Annotated in this window: 19 protein-coding genes; 12 read left to right on the top strand and 7 right to left on the bottom strand. The window is 69.3% G+C overall.

The genetic code is table 11. The features are described from left to right. Window positions 1-78 precede the first annotated feature (78 nt). On the bottom strand, window positions 79-474 hold the full coding sequence (locus HCA44_RS16355) for a hypothetical protein (RefSeq protein ID WP_169650252.1): 396 nt from the start codon (window positions 472-474) through the stop codon (window positions 79-81). 130 nt (window positions 475-604) lie between these two features. Between HCA44_RS16355 and HCA44_RS16350 the strand changes: the two genes are divergently transcribed. Beyond that, window positions 605-1,420, top strand: a complete 816-nt coding sequence (locus HCA44_RS16350) for an arylamine N-acetyltransferase (RefSeq protein ID WP_169650250.1) — start codon at window positions 605-607, stop codon at window positions 1,418-1,420. A gap of 16 nt (window positions 1,421-1,436) precedes the next feature. On the opposite strand, the gene HCA44_RS16345 is transcribed toward HCA44_RS16350, so the two are convergent. The 3 genes from HCA44_RS16345 to HCA44_RS16335 all read right to left on the bottom strand — a co-directional run bounded on the left by HCA44_RS16345 (window position 1,437) and on the right by HCA44_RS16335 (window position 4,522). Beyond that, window positions 1,437-1,916, bottom strand: a complete 480-nt coding sequence (locus HCA44_RS16345; RefSeq protein ID WP_169650248.1) for a phosphoribosyltransferase — start codon at window positions 1,914-1,916, stop codon at window positions 1,437-1,439. Between the two features lie 95 nt (window positions 1,917-2,011). Then, window positions 2,012-3,562 (bottom strand): FAD-binding protein, encoded by a 1,551-nt coding sequence (locus tag HCA44_RS16340; protein WP_169650246.1) that lies wholly within the window; start codon window positions 3,560-3,562, stop codon window positions 2,012-2,014. 123 nt (window positions 3,563-3,685) lie between these two features. Then, entirely contained in the window at window positions 3,686-4,522 is an 837-nt protein-coding gene (locus HCA44_RS16335) for an RsiV family protein (protein ID WP_169650244.1), read from the bottom strand. 188 nt (window positions 4,523-4,710) lie between these two features. On the opposite strand from HCA44_RS16335, the gene HCA44_RS16330 reads away from it, so the two are divergent. From HCA44_RS16330 to HCA44_RS16310, 5 genes are all read left to right on the top strand, one after another. Further along, window positions 4,711-5,706 carry an LLM class flavin-dependent oxidoreductase gene (locus HCA44_RS16330; RefSeq protein ID WP_169650242.1) on the top strand — a complete coding sequence of 332 codons (996 nt, stop codon included), beginning with the start codon at window positions 4,711-4,713 and terminating at the stop codon, window positions 5,704-5,706. Between the two features lie 4 nt (window positions 5,707-5,710). Continuing rightward, on the top strand, window positions 5,711-6,043 hold the full coding sequence (locus tag HCA44_RS16325) for a TraR/DksA family transcriptional regulator (RefSeq protein WP_169650240.1): 333 nt from the start codon (window positions 5,711-5,713) through the stop codon (window positions 6,041-6,043). A 107-nt stretch (window positions 6,044-6,150) separates the two neighbouring features. Then, complete coding sequence (locus HCA44_RS16320) at window positions 6,151-6,453, top strand: type VII secretion target (RefSeq protein WP_169650238.1); 303 nt, start codon at window positions 6,151-6,153, stop codon at window positions 6,451-6,453. Continuing rightward, the gene (locus tag HCA44_RS16315; RefSeq protein ID WP_169650237.1) at window positions 6,453-7,556 is read left to right on the top strand and encodes a Tox-REase-5 domain-containing protein; all 1,104 of its coding nucleotides are present in this window, start codon (window positions 6,453-6,455) and stop codon (window positions 7,554-7,556) included. The genes HCA44_RS16320 and HCA44_RS16315 overlap by 1 nt, the downstream gene beginning before the upstream one ends. Before the next feature lie 11 nt (window positions 7,557-7,567). Next, entirely contained in the window at window positions 7,568-8,275 is a 708-nt protein-coding gene (locus tag HCA44_RS16310) for an Imm52 family immunity protein (protein ID WP_169650235.1), read from the top strand. Between the two features lie 54 nt (window positions 8,276-8,329). Here the strand turns inward: HCA44_RS16310 and HCA44_RS16305 are convergent, their stop codons facing one another. After that, on the bottom strand, window positions 8,330-9,292 hold the full coding sequence (locus tag HCA44_RS16305; RefSeq protein ID WP_169650233.1) for a DMT family transporter: 963 nt from the start codon (window positions 9,290-9,292) through the stop codon (window positions 8,330-8,332). 66 nt (window positions 9,293-9,358) lie between these two features. On the opposite strand from HCA44_RS16305, the gene HCA44_RS16300 reads away from it, so the two are divergent. From HCA44_RS16300 to HCA44_RS16290, 3 genes are all read left to right on the top strand, one after another. Beyond that, window positions 9,359-9,946 (top strand): TetR/AcrR family transcriptional regulator, encoded by a 588-nt coding sequence (locus HCA44_RS16300; protein WP_169650231.1) that lies wholly within the window; start codon window positions 9,359-9,361, stop codon window positions 9,944-9,946. A gap of 65 nt (window positions 9,947-10,011) precedes the next feature. Then, window positions 10,012-10,602: a helix-turn-helix domain-containing protein gene (locus HCA44_RS16295; RefSeq protein WP_169650230.1), complete on the top strand. Its 591-nt coding sequence runs from the start codon at window positions 10,012-10,014 to the stop codon at window positions 10,600-10,602. Then, the gene (locus tag HCA44_RS16290; RefSeq protein ID WP_169650228.1) at window positions 10,599-11,231 is read left to right on the top strand and encodes an RES family NAD+ phosphorylase; all 633 of its coding nucleotides are present in this window, start codon (window positions 10,599-10,601) and stop codon (window positions 11,229-11,231) included. Before HCA44_RS16295 ends, HCA44_RS16290 begins: the two co-directional genes overlap by 4 nt. 42 nt (window positions 11,232-11,273) lie before the next feature. Here the strand turns inward: HCA44_RS16290 and HCA44_RS16285 are convergent, their stop codons facing one another. Together HCA44_RS16285 and HCA44_RS16280 are read right to left on the bottom strand one after the other, a co-directional pair. Further along, the gene (locus HCA44_RS16285) at window positions 11,274-12,431 is read right to left on the bottom strand and encodes a lipase family protein (RefSeq protein ID WP_169650226.1); all 1,158 of its coding nucleotides are present in this window, start codon (window positions 12,429-12,431) and stop codon (window positions 11,274-11,276) included. 55 nt (window positions 12,432-12,486) lie between these two features. Next, the gene (locus HCA44_RS16280) at window positions 12,487-14,526 is read right to left on the bottom strand and encodes an acyltransferase family protein (protein ID WP_346764759.1); all 2,040 of its coding nucleotides are present in this window, start codon (window positions 14,524-14,526) and stop codon (window positions 12,487-12,489) included. 414 nt (window positions 14,527-14,940) lie between these two features. Here HCA44_RS16280 and HCA44_RS16275 point away from each other — a divergent pair, with 414 nt between their 5' ends. From HCA44_RS16275 to wrbA, 3 genes are all read left to right on the top strand, one after another. Then, window positions 14,941-15,723: a GAF and ANTAR domain-containing protein gene (locus HCA44_RS16275; RefSeq protein WP_169650224.1), complete on the top strand. Its 783-nt coding sequence runs from the start codon at window positions 14,941-14,943 to the stop codon at window positions 15,721-15,723. A 56-nt stretch (window positions 15,724-15,779) separates the two neighbouring features. Next, on the top strand, window positions 15,780-16,742 hold the full coding sequence (locus tag HCA44_RS16270) for a carbohydrate kinase (RefSeq protein WP_169650223.1): 963 nt from the start codon (window positions 15,780-15,782) through the stop codon (window positions 16,740-16,742). Between the two features lie 105 nt (window positions 16,743-16,847). Then, on the top strand, window positions 16,848-17,447 hold the full coding sequence (gene wrbA / locus HCA44_RS16265) for an NAD(P)H:quinone oxidoreductase (RefSeq protein ID WP_169650221.1): 600 nt from the start codon (window positions 16,848-16,850) through the stop codon (window positions 17,445-17,447). Window positions 17,448-17,461 lie beyond the last annotated feature (14 nt).

The following is a 17,461-nucleotide window of genomic DNA, read 5'->3' as shown; positions in this document are numbered from 1 at the left end:
ATCTGGGTAGACATCTCGTGTCTCACATCAACCCAGACTCAACAGCGTGCCCGGACTCGCAAAGTGCTCACGGCAAGGTCAGCCGTGAGCGCGGCGGGCGTCGTCGATCTCGGTGGCGAACGACCGCGCGCCCCAGCACCGAAGCCGGAGCGTGCGCTGCGGCGAACGGACCGCGACGACCTTCGTCCCGAAACCTCCCTCCACCTCGACCGACGTCACCGCCGACAGCGGTACCTCCACGTCGTCGGCGCCTCGGTGCACCGCGCGATTGGCACCGTTGGGCACGAACGCCAGAGTGGTCGGCGTCAGCGTTGCGCGCCCTCCGACCCAGAGGCCCCCGTGCTTCTTGCGATAGGCCTCGGCGCGATCCGCGGCGCCGGAAGAGCCGACGAGTCCGTCGAGCCCGGACGGCTCCACGTCCGCATCCTCGACGAAGGCGTTGACTACCTTCGAATCGATCACGTTCTCGTCCATGAAATCGACCCTAGGTACCCGGCGGGGAGTCCCGGCGCGGATCGGCGAGGACGACGGGCGTGCGGACGCCCTTGTGCGTGAAACAGGCGTGCCCGGACTCGCAAAGTGCTCACGGGGGACAATAGGGGCCATGACGCTGTCGGTGGATCGGTACCTGTCCCGCATCGGCTACCCGGGTGCCGCGCCGGCGACGCCCACCCGCGACGCGCTCGACACCATCGTCGCGCACCACACGGACGCGATCCCCTTCGAGAACCTCGACCCTTTCCTCGGTACGCCGGTGCGGATCGACCTCGACTCGATCCAGGCCAAGCTCGTCGAACGGAAGCGCGGCGGCTACTGCTTCGAACACAACCTGCTGCTCGCCGCGGTGCTCACCGCACTCGGCTACGACGTGACGCGACTGGCCGCACGCGTGCTGTGGGGCAAGTCGCCGGACGTGACGTCGATGCGCACGCACATGCTGCTGCTCGTGCGCGTCGCCGGTGACGACACGCCGCGCGTCGTCGACGTCGGGTTCGGCGGCATGACGATGTCCGGTTCGATCGCGCTGACCCGCGGTGACGCGCAGGCCACTCCGCTCGAACCGTTCCGCCTCGTCGACCTGGACGGCGACTACGCACTGCAGGGGCTCGTGGGCGACGAATGGCGGTGGATCTACCGGTTCGACCTGCACCCCGAGCAGCCGATCGACTACGAGCCGGTCAACTGGTACCTCTCGACGTCGCCGGACTCGCATTTCGTCACCGGGTTGATGGCCGCGCGCGTGACCGAAGGCAGGCGCCTCGCGCTCGCGGGCACGCGCTTCACCGTCCACGCGCCGGAGGGCTCCACTCGCCGCGAACTCGCGAACGCGGACGAACTGCGCGAGGTTCTCGCGGGCGAGTTCGGCATCGACGTGGCCGGCCTCGACGGGCTCGACGACGCGTTCGCACGGCTCGGCTGAGCGCGGCCAGCGCTGCTCAGGCCGGTTCGGACGCGGCTGTGACGACCGGCTGCGAGCTCCACGGAAAGTTGATCCACAGGTCCGTCTCGCGCCACGAGTAGTCGGGCGTGATGATCGTGCGCGGCTTGGTGTAGACGACGGCCGAACGCACCTCGACCGTGTGTTCCTTCAGCAGGTCGACGACGAGCGCGAGGGTGCGGCCCGAGTCGGCGACGTCGTCGACGACCAGCAGCTTCTTGCCCACGACGGCGTCGGTGTCGAGCAGCGGCGCGAGGACCACCGGGTCGGGCAGCGTCTCCTCGACGTCGCTGTAGAACTCGACGTTGAGGGTGCCCGCCGCCTTGAGGCCCATCGCGTACGCGATCGCACCCGCGGGGATGAGGCCGCCGCGCGCGATCGCGATGACGATGTCGGGTTCGAAGCCGCTGTCGACGACCTGCTGCGCGACTTCGCGCGATGCGGTACCGAACGTTTCCCAGGTGAGCACTTCGCGCATACGTGCAGCGTACCGAGGTGACCGGCGACGGGCTCGGCGGGAAAGACCGCACCCCGCGCTCGAGGAGGCGCGGGGTGCGGTTCGGTTGCGGTCGCTCAGCCCGCGAGCGTCTTCGCGGCCAGGTGCGCGAACAGCATGCTGGTGCCGATCGGGTTGCCGCCGCCCGGGTACACGGTGCCGCTCGGGGCGGCCATCGTGTTGCCCGCTGCGAACAGGCCTTCGACGACCGTGCCGTCGGCGCCGACGACGCGACCGACGGTGTCGGTGCGCAGGCCGCCCTTCGTGCCGAGGTCGGAGATGCCGAACGCCGCGGCGTGGAACGGGCCCTGGTCGATCGCGACGAGCGGGGATCCGCCGCCCGCGAACGCGCGGTCGTACGGTTCGTCGCCGCGGCCGAGGTCTTCGTCGACGCCCTTCTCGACGAGCTTGTTGAACCGTTCGACGGTCGCCACGAGCGCATCGGCGGGCACGCCGATCTGCTCGGCGAGGCCCTCGAGCGTGTCGGCCGACTTCCAGAGCCCGGCGTCGACGAACTCGCTCGTATCGACCATCGGGACGTTCGACGCGTGGACCGGCGGACGCTCGCCTTCCTTGTCGTCGTAGACCATCCAGTACGGCAGGGTCACCTTGCGGTCGTCCATCGCGGTGATGACGTCGCGGCCGAGCCGGTCGTACGGCGCGGATTCGTTGACGAACCGCTTGCCCTGGTCGTCGACGAAGATGCCGCCGGTGAACCACAGCGCGAATGCCGCACGCCCGTCCGGGTGGATCAGCCCGGGCGACCACCACGCCTCGCCCATCAGGTCGGTGTCGGCGCCGACGTCGATGCCGGCCTGGTGCGCCTTGCCGACATTGCCCCACGGACCCATCGTGTCGAGCGCCTTGCCGGGCACGCCGTACTTGCCGCGCATGTCGTCGTTGGCCTCGAACCCACCGGCCGCGAGGATGACGCCGCGCCGAGCACGGATCGCGCGCTGTTCACCGTCGTGCTCGACGACGACGCCCACCACGGCGCCGTCCTCGACGACGAGGCTCTCGAGCGACGTGTTCAGGTGCAGCGTCGCGTCGGGATACGCGTCGAGCGCATGCAGGAAACGGCCGATGAGCGATTGGCCGCCGATCAGGTGATCGGGCAGCGCGTCACCGAGCCGGTCGGTGCCGAGCGGCGGGCGCAGGTCGGTGCGGCGGTCGCCGAGAACGGACGCGGGCATCGGCGTCGGCGCGATGTGGCGGCCCTTCGCGCTGGCCTTGGGCGCCTTGCCGAAGTAGTCGGGCCACGGCAGGACGTCGAACGAGAAACGGTCGTCTTCTTCGAGGTAGTCGATCAGCGGCGCACCACCGGTGACGTACGCGTCCTGCAGGTCGCGCGGCGTCCGGTCGCCGACGACCGCGTGGTAGTACTCGAGCGCGTCCTCGATCGTGTCGTCGTCACCCGCACGTCGCAGCACCGCGTTGGTGGGGAACCACACGCCGCCGCCGCCCGAGTACGCCGTGGTGCCGCCGAACTTGTCGGTCGCCTCGACGAGGATCACCGAAAGACCTTCGCGCGCAGCGGTGTATGCGCCACAACATCCGCCGCCACCGGAGCCGACGACGACGACGTCGGCCTCTTCCGTCCACTCGTGTGCCGAACTGTCCTGTGCCATGAAACCGCCTCTGCCGTCGCGTGATCGGGATGCGCGGCGCGACAGGCCGCACGTCGTGCGACCGTAGGCACCACGGCGCCGCCCCGGCACGGGTGTTCCCGGCCACCGGGAGCGGCTCGGAGGTCAGCTGGAGACGACGGGCAGCACCGCGGGGTCGAGGACCGGTTCGAGATCGGACCACGGGATGGTGATGTCGATCAGGCCGATCGCGTGTGGGCCCACCTGGTAGTCGCCGAACTGCACGACCATCCCCTCGGGCGTCGCGAGCCAGTTCGCGAAGTTGTCCGCGGTCGGCTCGATGCCCGCGCGCTCGAAATTCTCGCCCGCCGCGGTGGCCGGAAGCAGCTTCGCGGACTCGTCCGACAGTGCCTGCAGGCCCGCCGTCAGGTCGGGGAACAGATCCGCCAGCGTGATCGGCTGCGCAGTGTCGGTGTCGACCACGACGGTGGACACCAACGGTGTCGAGTGCGCCCCGGGCGGGTCGGCGGTCCACGACACGACGAGCAGCCCGCTCAGCACGCGCCCACCGATGTGCACCACCTCGTGCTGCGACGACTCGAGAGTGAACCTGCCCTGACCGGGTCCACTCGTCGCGGTGCCGGGACCCGTCGCGCCCGGAATGTGGCCGTCGATCAGTTCCTGCAGCGCAGCGTGCATCGACTCGTTGAACTCACCCGCGACGGCCGCGTCGCCACCGGTGACCTGCGGGATCACGACGTCGTAGGTCGCACGTTCGGTGGAGCCGACGACATGGTCTTCGGCGGGGGAGTACGGCAGTGCCGGGACGGCGGGCGAGGTGCGGGTGGTGGCGGCCGGCGCCGTCGACGGAAGCACGATGTCGGACGACGACGTCGCCACCGCGTCGCCGGACGTGTCCGAATCGCACGCCGTGAGCGTGAGTGCCACCAGCGCAGCCACCGACGCCGCGAGAGCGGGAACAGTCCGCCGATGAATCCGCATGCGCTACTTCTAGCACGGTGGAACACCCCACCACGGGAGTACGGCCGCATCGACCTGTGCCCGCTGTGCGCGAAACAGGCGTACAGGGACTCGCAAAGTGCTCACGAGGAATAGGGCCGCCGACGCTCGCGTTGACAGTTGGACGTGTGACGTGGCCACGTCACCGCACGTTCGTGAAAGGTGTTGCCGTGACTGTTCCCCTGTCGATCCTCGATCTCGCCTTCATCCGCGACGGGGGGTCGATCCGCGACAGTCTCGACGCGAGCGTGCGGCTCGCGCAGCGCGCCGAGCAACTCGGCTACCGGCGCATCTGGTACGCCGAGCATCACAACATGCCGTCGATCGCGTCGTCGGCGACGAGCGTGCTGATCGCGCACGTCGCCGCACACACGGAGACGATCCGGCTCGGCGCGGGCGGAATCATGCTGCCCAACCACGCGCCGCTCACGATCGCCGAACAGTTCGGCACCCTCGAGACCCTGCACCCGGGACGCATCGATCTCGGGCTCGGCCGCGCCCCGGGCAGCGACCAGAAGACGATGTACGCCTTGCGCCGGGACGCGTCGTCCGCCGACCGGTTCCCGCAGGACGTCCTCGAGCTGCAGGCATACCTCGCGGGTCGCTCGCGGGTCCCCGGCGTCGACGCGATCCCCGGCAAGGGCACGAATGTTCCCCTCTACATTCTCGGATCCTCACTGTTCGGCGCGCAGCTCGCCGCGAAACTCGGTCTGCCGTATGCGAATGCGTCGCACTTCGCGCCCGACAGCCTCGTCGACGCCGTGACCCTCTACCGCGAGCAGTTCGAACCGTCACCGGAACTCGCGGAGCCGTACGTCATCGCGGGTGTCAACGCGATAGCCGCCGGCAGCGTCGAGGAAGCGCAGCGTCTGCACGAAGACGCCGCGCGCAAGCGGGTGCTGCAGATGGTGGCACGTGGCCGCACGTTCACCGACGAGGAGATCGACGCGATCATGACCTCTCCTGCCGCACAGCAGATTCGGCAGATGATGCGGTACAGCGCGGTCGGCACCGCCACCGACGTCGTCGAATACCTCGACCGGTTCGCCGAACATGCGCAGGCCGACGAGCTGATCGTCGCGTCGCAGGCCACCGACACCGACGCGTGGATGCGGACCTTCGAACTCGTCGCCGACGCGTCGGGCCTCGCCGCCCCGGTGCGGTGACGCCGTGACCACGGCGGCAGAGCGCATCGAACGCGAACGGACCGACGTCCGTAGGCGTCTGGACGCTCTGCAGGCGCGGTGGGACGCAATTCTGGAAGGCTCCGAGCTGACCACGAACGACGACGAGCACGACCCCGAGGGGTCGACCATTGCGTTCGAACGTGCACAGGTGGGCGGCCTGATCGCCGACGCCCGAAGCGAACTCGACGATCTCGACGCGGCGCTCGCCCGCGTCGAGACCGGCACCTACGGCACGTGCACTCGGTGCGGGCGACCGATCGCGGAGCCGCGCCTCGACGCGTTACCCGCGACTCGCTACTGCATCGAGTGCGCGTGACTCGTCGCCGGCGATAGGCACGGGTACACTTTGAACTTTCACCCTTCTCGGCATCGATTTGGCATACTTCTCTGGCAAAGGATCCGTGAAGACACAGGGGACGATGCTTGACCGCGCCACTCGATGCCGACCCGGCACAGCTCCGGACGCTCGCGGGTGAGTTCACAGCGACACACGACGACCTCACCGGTGAGATCACCACCGATCGCCTCGCCAGCGCAGCGGACTCGCTAGCCGGATCCGTCTCCGCACAAGCCCTCGCCGACGCGGACGCTTCCATCGCAGTCGCCCTCGCCGAACTCACCGAGCACCTCGAGGCCACAGGCACCGCCCTGAACGCCGCCGCCAGCGCATACGAGACCACCGACGGCGACACTGCCGATGTCCTCGACACCATCGAGCCCCGCTGATGGAGACAACGAGCGGATACACCCGCTCGCAACTCACCGCCTGGCACCCCGGAACCGCGACCGACGCCCTCTCTGCCCTCGAAGGGCTCGCAGACCAGGTCGAAGACCACTTCGGCGCCCTGAACCTGCGCCTGGCGAATCTCCCCGACACCGGCGGGTGGAAAGGTGACGCCCACACGGCTGCCGTCGACAAAATGACCCAAGTCAAGAACCATGCGACGACCCGCGCCGACGCCCTCCGTGCACTGCACGCGGGTGGCGTCGCCGCTCTCGCGAACCTCGACACCTATCGGATCCGGCTCCTCGCCAACGCCCAGTACGCTGAGACCGACGGCCTGATCGTCACCGACAACTGGACCGTCATGCCAGGCTCCACCGCCATCGAACAGTCAGTCGTCGACGAATGGTCACACGAACTCTCGAATGGCCTCGCGGCCGTAGCCACAGCCGACGCCGATGCTGCTACAGCGATCCGGGAAGCGGCCGCTACGCTGACCGAGAGCAATATCCAGGGCTTCCTACCTATCGCGCTCGCCGGGCTCGGCATTGCTGTCGAAGTCGCCGCCTACGCGCTCGTGGCCGGGGGCGTCGTCACCGGCGCGGCGGTGATCGCCTACCTGCTCGACAAGTTCGGAGGAATCGCTTCACCCTCCGAAATCCTCGACCACATCCCGTCGGAGTTCCTCTCGGACAACGGCCCCGGCGAATGGGTCGATGTCAACCGTGATGGAGTTCCCGAGCACTCGAAGGCATACGAGGAGCAGGTCACCGGCGCGTCATCAGGCACCGAATACGAGGTCGAGGGAGTCAAGTTCGACGGGTGGGAAGCCGGCGAGGGTGATGAGCCGGGAACGCTGATCGAAGCCAAAGGCCCCGGCTACGACCAGTTCCTCGACAAGGACGGAAACTTCCAGCCCTGGTGGAAAGGCGGAGATTCACTGGTCGATCAAGCAAACAGGCAGGTCGACGCTGCGGAGGCGACCGGCGACGACACCGTCATAGAATGGCGTGTAGCCGAGCAAAGATCCGCAAGTGCGATTCGGGAACTGTTGCGCGAGAACGAAATCGTCGACGTGGACGTTGTATTCGTCCCGCCGGAGTAGAGAGGTTACCGATGGACAGATTCTACTCGAGCGCTGTCTGGTCGCCGAGGCGGCAGACGCCGCTGGAGTGTGCACAGTCGATCGTGACGTGCCTGCGGTCGATCCCACGCCTGCCTGACTACTTCTCGAACTGGCGAATCGTGCCCGAGGACCTGGCGGGCCCGGACAGTCTCCTACCGCCGCCAGACGACGTCGAAATGCTGGCCGACTACGTGGAGTCCACCGCTCTGCGGAATGATCGCGGAGAGATCATGCAGGGCGGTGGCTTCTCTCCACGGTTCATGCGTCTCTACGGGGAACACCCGATCAGGTTGTCGCCTCGGTGCGGTGTCGAGTCCCGGCGTGGAAACAACTGCCTTCTCGAGTTCCCCCACCCTGACTGGGCACCGCCCGAAACCATCACCCACGACATCATCCGACAGTCGCTGCGGGCTGTCGTGACGGCGTGGAGCGCGGACTACGCGTATGTCATCACCCACCCTTTCTACGATGCGCAGGGCATGTCAGCGCGTGCTGCTCGCCGCGGTGAACGGCCCGTCGGGTGGCTTACGTTCGTGAGCAACGACGTCGACCTGGACCGGACCGCACTCGACGGTCTCGCCCGCGTGGACGAGACGGCCGACGGCGTCTGGATCGAGCTGCACGGCACACCCGCCGAACCTCTCCTCGACGACGCACTGACCGTGCGAAGGGCCCTTGGATACTCCGTATCCCCTTGATGTGCCCTGATACTCCCCATCCCGTGAGGTGGCTGCACCGGGAGGCTCGACGCGTTACCCGCGACTCGCTACTGCATCGAGTGCGCGTGACTCGTCGCCGGCGACGGGTACGGGCGGGCGCCGCACGGTGAGCACGAGCGCGACGCCCACGGCGCACACCGCGAATCCGACGAGACCGACGGTGGGTACCGCCTCGCCGAACATCGCCCACGCCCAGACCGCCGTCGTCGGCGGTGTGAGGTAGATGAGGGCACTCGCGTGGGTGGCTCCCACGCGGCGCACGGTGAGCCAGTAGAAGCCGTAACCGCCGAACGTCGAGAACACGACCAGCCACGCGACGGCCGCCCAGAACGATCCGTCGGCGAGAGAGGGCCCGACGAGGTCGCCGGTGGCCGCTGCGACGACGCCGAAGATCGTGGCACTCGTCGCGCACTGGACGGTCATGCTCTCCAGCAAGGGAATCGGGTGCCGCTCGCGCGCTTCGATGAGCGTAGCCGCGACGAGGCCGACCATGCCAGCGAACGGCAGCGCGTACGCCCACAGCGGTGCGCCACCGCCGTCGACGTCGCCGCCGACGACCAGCAGGACGCCGCAGAACCCGACGGCGAGGCCGAGCCATTGCCGGGCCACGACGCGTTCGCCGAGCACCGGGCCTGCGAGTGCGCCCGCGAGCAGCGGTTGCAGCGCGGCGACGAGCGCCGACGTGCCGGAGGCGACGCCGTACTCGATCGCGCCGACCACACCGCCGAGATAGACCACCTGGCTGAGGACGCCGAGTAGAGCTTGACGCGACCACTGCTTCGGCGACAGCCGTACCGAGTGCGGTCCCACAGCACGGCGGCGCGCCGCGGCGACCGCGAGACCGACGAGGACGAGGATCGGGACCAGCACGAGGAACCGCCAGGCCATGAGGGCCGCGGTGCTCGCGGTGTCGGTGCCGAGCCGGCCGCCGATGAACCCCGAACTCCACATCACGACGAGACCGACCGACAGTCCCGCCATGCTCGCCCGTCCCATGCGGTCACCTCCAGTTCATCATCAGATTTATATACTCACCGGTATACCTACCCTATACTGACTGGTATGGCTATGAGGATGCAAGAACGCAAGCTCACGCCCGCGGCACGCGCGGCCCTCGACGCGGCGGGCCGGTTGTTCTACGAGCGCGGCATCACCGCGGTCGGCGTCGAGGCCGTGGCCGCGGAAGCCGGCGTCACCAAGAAGACGGTGTACGACCAGTTCAAGTCGAAAAGCGCACTGGTGTGCGCGTACCTCGCCGAGCGCGACGAGAACTACCGCACGCTCGTGGACACGTGGATCCGCGAACACCCCGACACGTCACCGCTCGTGGCCGTGTTCGACGCGTTGGACGAGTGGCTGCGGACCCGGGGACCGAAAGGCTGCGCGTTCGTGCACGCGCACGCGGAACTGCTGTCCGAGCCGGATCATCCCGCGCACGAGGTGATCCGCGGCGAAAAGGACTGGCTGCTCACCACGTTCACGACTCTCGCGCGCGACGCCGGGCTCGCGGAGCCCGAGGCGATCGGGACGCGCATGTCGGTGCTACATGAGGGCGCCATGGTCCTGGCCTCGACCACCGATCTCCCCGACGTCGTCGCCGAGGCCCGCCGCGCCGCAGAGGCGGTCGTGCGAGACGCAGGCGAACAGTGACCGCCGATCCGGGCACGACCGCACTGTCCACGCACACAGACGCATAGGCGTGCTAGCGTGTGCACATGGGGTCGGAGAACGTGGATTCGCTCGACGCGCTGCTGGCCAAGCACCACGTCGACCTCACCGCCCGCGAGTTGCTACGCGAACTCGACGCCGCGCTGACCGAGGTGCCCCCGGCGTCGGACACGTTGTCGGCCGGAGAGATCGAGTTCCTGCGCACGACGGCCGGTGAAGGTGTCGGTGAAGTACTCGACCAGTGGTCGCCGGCGGCCGAGGTCCGCGCCCGGGCCGTGGAGGCTGCACGGCAGACCACCGCGGCGCTCGCGGATTCGCTGGGCACCAAGGAGGCGGCCGAGCTTCTCGGCATCGATCGGTCGGCGGTGTCTCGGCGGCTCACTGCGCGGGCGCTGTGGTCATTCGATCTGCACGGGCACCGTCGAATCCCCCGCTGGCAGTTCGTCGGTGACGACGTCCTGCCGGGTCTCGGGACCGTCGTGGCAGCCATACCGTCGACGGCAGGCCCGGTGCCGGTGGCCGCGCTCATGCACACCCCGCAACCGGACCTCGGCGGCCGGACTCCGCTCGAGCACCTGGCTACCGGCGCGGACCCCACGCCGGTAGCCGCACTCCTGAGCTCGCTCGACACCTGGTGAGCCAGAGAAACCCGAAGGCGCCGCGTGCGCCGCGCACACCGCTCACCCTCGAGTCGGACGACCTCCTGTCGTACGACGGTGTGCTGTGGCGGATCCACCGCACCACCGGGCCGCACCTGATGCCGTGGCGAACTCTGCGTACCTACGGGCCGATCGCGTCCATGCGTTTCGACCCTCATCCCGGCCCCCTCCCGGCGCAGTCCACCGTCGGAGTCCTGTATGCGGCATGTGACGTCGCGACGGCATTGGCCGAGGTGTACCAGGCGACCCGCACGATCGACGCCACGCTCGGAACACCCACGCTGACAGCGTGGTACCCGACCCGCCCGCTGAAGCTGCTGAATCTCACCGAAACCTGGCTGGTTCGTCACCACGCCTCGTACGCACTACTCCACGGACCGCGTGCGGTATGCCGCACCTGGGCACGCGCGATCCACCTCGCATGGCCTCATCTCGACGGCCTGTACGCGTCGTCGACCATGACCGGTCGTCCGAACGTCGTCTTGTGGAACGGTGCCGCCGACTCGTTCCCAGCCGACCCCGAGTTCACCCGGCCACTCGAACACCCGCGGATACGGCCGATCGTTCGCGCCGCCGCACGCACCGTCGGATACGACTGGACGCTCTGACTCGACGGCGCCGACGCTCCGACGCGAGGACGCGCCAGGGGCCTACGCGAACAGCCCGCGCACGAACGGCACCGCGTCGTCCTGGGACTGCACGAGTGCGCCGCTGTGATCGGTGTCGTAGGCCTTGAAGGTGACGGGTTCGCCGTTCGCCTCGAGCGCCGCGACGAGCGACAGCGCCGACGGCGCAGGCACGTCGGTGTCGCGCAGTCCCTGCCCGATGAACAGCGGCCGGTCGTAGCCGCTCGTCGGCACGCCCATGTAGTCGTGGAGCAGCCCCAGCAGATCGGGGATGTCCGACAGCGGCCTGCTGAACGCGTCGCCGAGCACGACGCCCGCGACGCTCTCCTCGAACTCGCCGATGCACTGTTGCTCCGCGAGGTCGGTGTAGTTGCGGCCCTCGGGGGTGAGGAACGTGTTCAGGTCCAGCTCGGGGTGCGCCGACCGGAGTCCGGCGAGGATGTAGAAGACGTACGCTGTGATGCCCTTCGGCAGCGCGACGGGCGGGAACCCCGGGCCCGCGGGCAGCAGCGTCAGTTCGATGTTGGCGGGGACGCCGGTGCCGACCGCACCGCGGTAGTCGAGCTCGTCGCCGCCGAACTCGGTGGCGTACCGCGCGGTGATGATCGCGGCCCCGCCGCCCTGCGACTGGCCGATCACCGCCCAGCGGTTCGACAGCTCCGGATCGATCGCCCGTGCGGCCTTCACCGAGTCGACGACGCTGTGCGCCTCGACCGTGCCGTCGAGATACGGCATGACCCCGGGCGTGCCCAGGCCGACATAGTCCGTCGCGACGATCGCGTAGCCCTCGCTCAGCCAGCGCGACAGATACGGATTGTCGCGTTCGGGCAGGGCGGGCCCGGCGGTCGACGGCGCGCAGTCGTCGGCGAGTCCGGTGGTGCCGTGCGCCCAGGCGAGGACGGGCCAGCCGCCTTCGGGCGCCGGGCCGGGCGGCGTGTAGTACGCGCCGCTGCTCAGTGCGGGCGCACCGTCCGGGCCGGTGCTCCAGTATGTGAATCGCTGCGCGGAGCCCGTACCCGGAATCCACAGCTCCTGCGGCTGTGCGGCCACCTCGGTGACCGTGCCTGCCGGTTCGGCGTGCGCGGCGGGCGCCGCGAGCACGAGCGTGCCGGTCGCAACGGCGGCCGCGGTGACGAGAGCGAACGCGGTACGACGACGCGATCCGAACGAGCGATGTGTCATGCGCCACACCATAGCGCTTCTGGACCTCTGTTCAGAACGGCGGGTTCCGAACAGTTCAGGACCACCATCCCGTCGCGGCACCGATCTGCCGGTCCAGTTCGGGCGCGGTCGACCGCACGTACGTCGCCGCGAGGTGATGGGAGTCGTGGTAGACGATCACATTGCCCTGCACCGCGCGGCACACGCTGTCGTCGCACACCGCGGAACTCATGTCCAGCGGGAACACGAGCGGCAGGTGCGCCGCCGCCTCCCACGTGGGGTCGACGGGCGAGAGGACGTCGTAGCGCGGCATGCCGCACCCCTCCGGGTCGCCGCCCTCGGCGATGCAGTCGACGGCCGAGTACGGCACCCCGTCGTCGTGCAGCCAGGGCGTGTCCCGCATCGCGAGCAGCGGAAGACCGTAGTCGGCGAGCCGCTCCCAGACGCCGACGTACCCCGGGGGCGCGACGTCGCCCGCACCGTCCGGGTTGGGACGGGTCGAGTTGGTGAACACCCAGTCCGGACGGTCGTCGCGGAGCCGGTCGAGCACGTCCGCCGACCATTCGCCGCACACCGGATTCGGCACGTCACCGAGCAGCGGTTCGGGCTCGACCGTGATCGGGCAGCCCATCTTGAGATAGGTGGCGATGCGGACACCGCGGGCCTTGCCGATCACGTCCAGCGCAGGCATCCAGTGTTCGGCGTGCGAGCCACCGACCACGGCGATCGTCCGCTCGGCGGTCTCGTCGCCGTACGTGCACTCGACGACCTCGCGGTCGTCCATCCCGGTGATGCAGCCGTCCGCGGTGGGCTGCGGGATGTCGTGCGGCGCCTGCAGCACCGTCGGGCGCATCGGCGCATCGGGCGTCGGGAGGCCGTCGAACAGGCTCGCCGCGCCGGGGTACGACGCGGGATCGAGCGCGAGGGTGTCCGGCTTGGCACGCTCGCTGTGCGTCAGGTGCTGGGTCCATGCGACCGGGGCCGCGACGAGCGCGACGCCGCCGAGCGCGAGCAGTGGCGTCCACACCCGGGTGAGGACGCGGGTCGCGGTGGTGGGGACGGTCTTGGTGGTGAACGGACGCTCGACGAGGCGCTGCGTGAGCCACGCCAGCACGAGCGACACGAGGATCACCGCGAGCCCGCCGCCGAAGCCGACCGACGCCTCGCCGCGCTGGTAGAGATAGAAGATCAGCAGCGGCCAGTGCCACAGATACAGCGCATACGCGAGGGACCCGAGTTCGACGAATCCGCGCGTGCCGAGCAGCGCCACGACGTACGGCTGCGGGCCGCTTCCTGCGCCCGCGACGATGAGCGCGAGCGCCGCACCGACCGGCACGAGTGCCCACGGGCCGGGGAACAGGGCGCCGCCGTCGAGCACGATGCCGCAGCCCACGACCACCGCGAAGCCTGCGACCGCGAGGATCCTGCGCCACACGAGCGGCAGCGCGATGCGGTCGACGACGAGCGCGAGCAGCGCACCGGCGAGCAGCTCCCACAGGCGGGCGCCCGAGTCGTAGTAGGCCCACGGCTGGTGGATGTGCGTGGCCGCGAGCGCGTACAGGAACGACGCGACCAGGCCGACACCGATCACGCCGGTCAGCGCGGGCCGCACCAGCTGGATCCGGCCCGCACGACGGCACGCCCACGCGACGGCGGCGATCACGAGCAGGATCGCCAGATAGAACTGGCCCTGCACCGACATCGACCACAGGTGCTGCAACGGGCTCACCGACGCGTCGGCGGCGGCGTAGTCGGCGGACGTCCATGCGAGCCGCCAGTTCTGGAAGTACAGGAGCGACGCCACCAGCTGGTCGCCGAAGGTCTGCCACTGCGTGTAGGGGCGCTGCAGAACGATCGCGGCGGCGACGGCCAGCAGCACCACGACGAGTGCGGGTAGGAGCCTGCGGCACGTCCGCGTGAAGACCGCGCGGATCGACGGACCCGAGTCGTCGCCGACGCGGCGCACCAACATGCCGGTGAAGAAGAACCCGGACAGCACCAGGAAGATGTCGACGCCGCCGGACACCCGCCCGAACCACACGTGGTACACGACGACGAGGGCGATCGCGATACCGCGCAGACCGTCGAGGTCGTATCGGTAGGCCGAGGCCGACACACGTCCGGGGCGCCGGGTCGGCGCCAGGACGTCCTGCGTCGACGTGGGCGGTTGGGGTGTCACGTGGTGCCTGATCCTCGGGTGCGCGTTCCCTTCGATTATCCACAGCGCGCAGGAGGCGTCTGGCACGGCTGTACCGGGGCACGGGTCCGCGAACGGAAGCGTCCGTCACGCACGACATTTCGCGCGATTTCGCCGCGCCCGGCACACCATGACCCAGGTCACATACGTGAGGTGAAGAGTGCTGCGACACGGCGTGACACACCCCGAACCGGGCTCGCCGGGCGCGTCGCATCCCGTTACGTGGCCGCCGCACACCGTCGCTATATTTGAGGCTCGACCGTCGGTAGAGACACCTGCCGTGTGTAAATCTCGGTGGGTGTCGACTGCGCTCGCCTCGTCTTTGGGAGTCGAATGTTCGAGCCTGTGCCGTCGGCCGCTACCGACGCGCTTGCGCGCGTCGACGCAGTAGCCGTCGCGCTCGAAAGCATGCAGGAGCGCCTCAAGACGCAGATGCAGGTGCACAGCTTCATGCACGAGCTGTGCGGGCGGGTCGTCGACACGTTCGGCGGCGCCGACATGGCGGGCGTCACCCTCCTCGCGCGCGACGGCGGCGCCGAAACCGCAGCCTTCACCGACCGGCACGTGTGCGAGGTCGACGGGCATCAGTACGTCACCGGCGAGGGGCCGTGCCTCGAGGCCGCGCTCACGCAACAGATCGTGCGGGCGCGGCGCGAACAGGCCACGGTGCGATGGCCGTCGTTCACGGCGCGCGTCGGGGACTCCGCGGTGCGCAGCTACCTGTCGGCGCCGCTGCGCCTCGCCGCCGACAATGTGGGCGCGCTCAACCTCTACAGCTTCGACGACCACGGTTTCAGCGACCTCGACGCCGCGTTGCTGCGCGTCTACATGACGTCCGTCGAGAGCACCGTGTCCCTCGCACGCGACGCGGAGGTCGCGTATGCCGAGGTCGCGGGGCTCAAGAAGGCGATGGAGACCCGCGCGGTCATCGAACAGGCGAAGGGCATCGTCATGGCATTGCGTCGAGTGTCGGCGGACGCCGCCTTCGACATCCTCGTCGACCAGTCGCAACGGGAGAACGTCAAGCTCGCCGCCGTCGCGCAACGCGTCGTCGAGACGGTCGCGCACAACGTGTCCGACACCGCCGACGGCCCGCAGGACCGGCAGCAGGGCTGAACCACCTGCCGCGGAATCGGATTCGCGCTCTCGACGCGGGACATTACGGTGCAGACATGACCGGTGACAGCGCACTCCCCGACACCCCACGCACGTCCGGTGCCCTCGTGGTCGGCGAGGCGCTCGTCGACATCGTGGTCGAGGCAGTCGGCGACGCGAGCGAGCACGTCGGCGGCAGTCCTCTCAACGTCGCGGTCGGGCTCGCGCGGCTCGGCCGGGCGGTCCGTTTCGCGACGGACATCGGCCGCGACGCGCGTGGCGACACGATCGTCGACCGCCTCGCGTCCAGCGGTGTCGACGTCGTGCCCGGCAGCGTGTGCGACACGCAGACGTCCACCGCCACCGCGGCACTCGACGCCCGCGGCGCCGCGCGGTACACCTTCGACTTCACGTGGAACCCACCCGTGCCGACGGTCGCCGCGGCCGGCGTGCGCGTCGTACACACCGGTTCGCTCGCCGCCGTCGTCGAACCGGGCGCGTCCACGGTGTCGACTCTCCTCGCCGCGGCCGCGGAGCACGCGACCGTGAGCTACGACCCGAACGTGCGACCGTCGCTCATGCCGGACACCGAGGCGACCAGGGAGCGCATCGCCGCGACGGTCGCGCGCGCCGACATCGTGAAGGCCAGCGACGAGGACCTCGCGTGGTTCGCTCCCGGACGCGACCCGCTCGACGTCGCATACGAGTGGTCGCGTTCCGGGCCCGCGCTCGTCGTCGTCACGCACGGCGCGGAGGGCGCGCTCGGGTTCGCCGCGTCGGGCATGGTCGACGTCGCCGCACCCGAGGTGCGGGTCGTAGACACGGTCGGTGCGGGGGACTCGTTCATGGCGGCGGTGCTCGACGCATGCTGGTCGCTCGACCTACTCGGCGCACCACGCAGGTCGCACCTGCGTGCGATCGACACCGGTCGACTGCGCGACGTGCTCGAACGGGCCGCTGCCGCGTCGGCGATCACGGTGTCGCGCGCGGGCGCCGAACCTCCCACCTCGGCCGAACTCGCCCGGTCGTCCGCGCGCTGACGCCGCTCGAGATCTCTCCCCGAATTCGGTCTTCCAGCCGCCCGGCGGCGCATACCGTGGAGCGTACGTACCAGCACGGCAGCCGACCGGTGCGGAAGGAGTGCGATGAGCAAGCTTGCGATCGTCTACTACTCGGCGACGGGACACGGCACGAAGATGGCCGAACGTCTCGCCATGGCCGGCGAGAACGCCGGCGCGGAGGTCCGGCTCCGGCACGTCGAAGAGACGCGCGATCCCGCGACATTCGCCGAGAACCCTGCGTGGACGGCGAACTACGAGGCGACGAAGGACAAGCCCGCCGCAACGGGTGACGATCTCGTGTGGGCCGACGCCGTCGTCTTCGGCAGCCCCACGCGTTTCGGCGCCACCGCCGCACCGTTCCAGACCTTCGTCGACTCACTCGGCGGGCTGTGGGCGCAGGGCAAACTCATGGACAAGGTGTACGCCGCGTACACGTCGAGCCAGACCCTGCACGGAGGTCAGGAGACGACGCTGAACGCGATCTACACGACGCTCATGCACTGGGGCGGCATCATCGTCCCGCCGGGCTATACGGCGCCGCTCAAGTTCGCCGACGGAAACCCGTACGGCGTCGGCCATGTCACCGGTCCGGACAACCAGAACGAGCTGGAGGAAGCCACGCTGGTCGCCCTCGACCATCTCGCTCAGCGCATCGTGTCGGTCGCCGACAAGCTCACGCGCTGAACGCACTCCCGCAC

The sequence above is a fragment of the Rhodococcus sp. HNM0569 genome, from assembly GCF_012726205.1.
Taxonomy (GTDB): Bacteria; Actinomycetota; Actinomycetes; order Mycobacteriales; family Mycobacteriaceae; genus Rhodococcus_F.
Note: the sequence above shows the minus strand (reverse complement) of the source record. Positions and strands in the feature narration are given on the sequence as shown.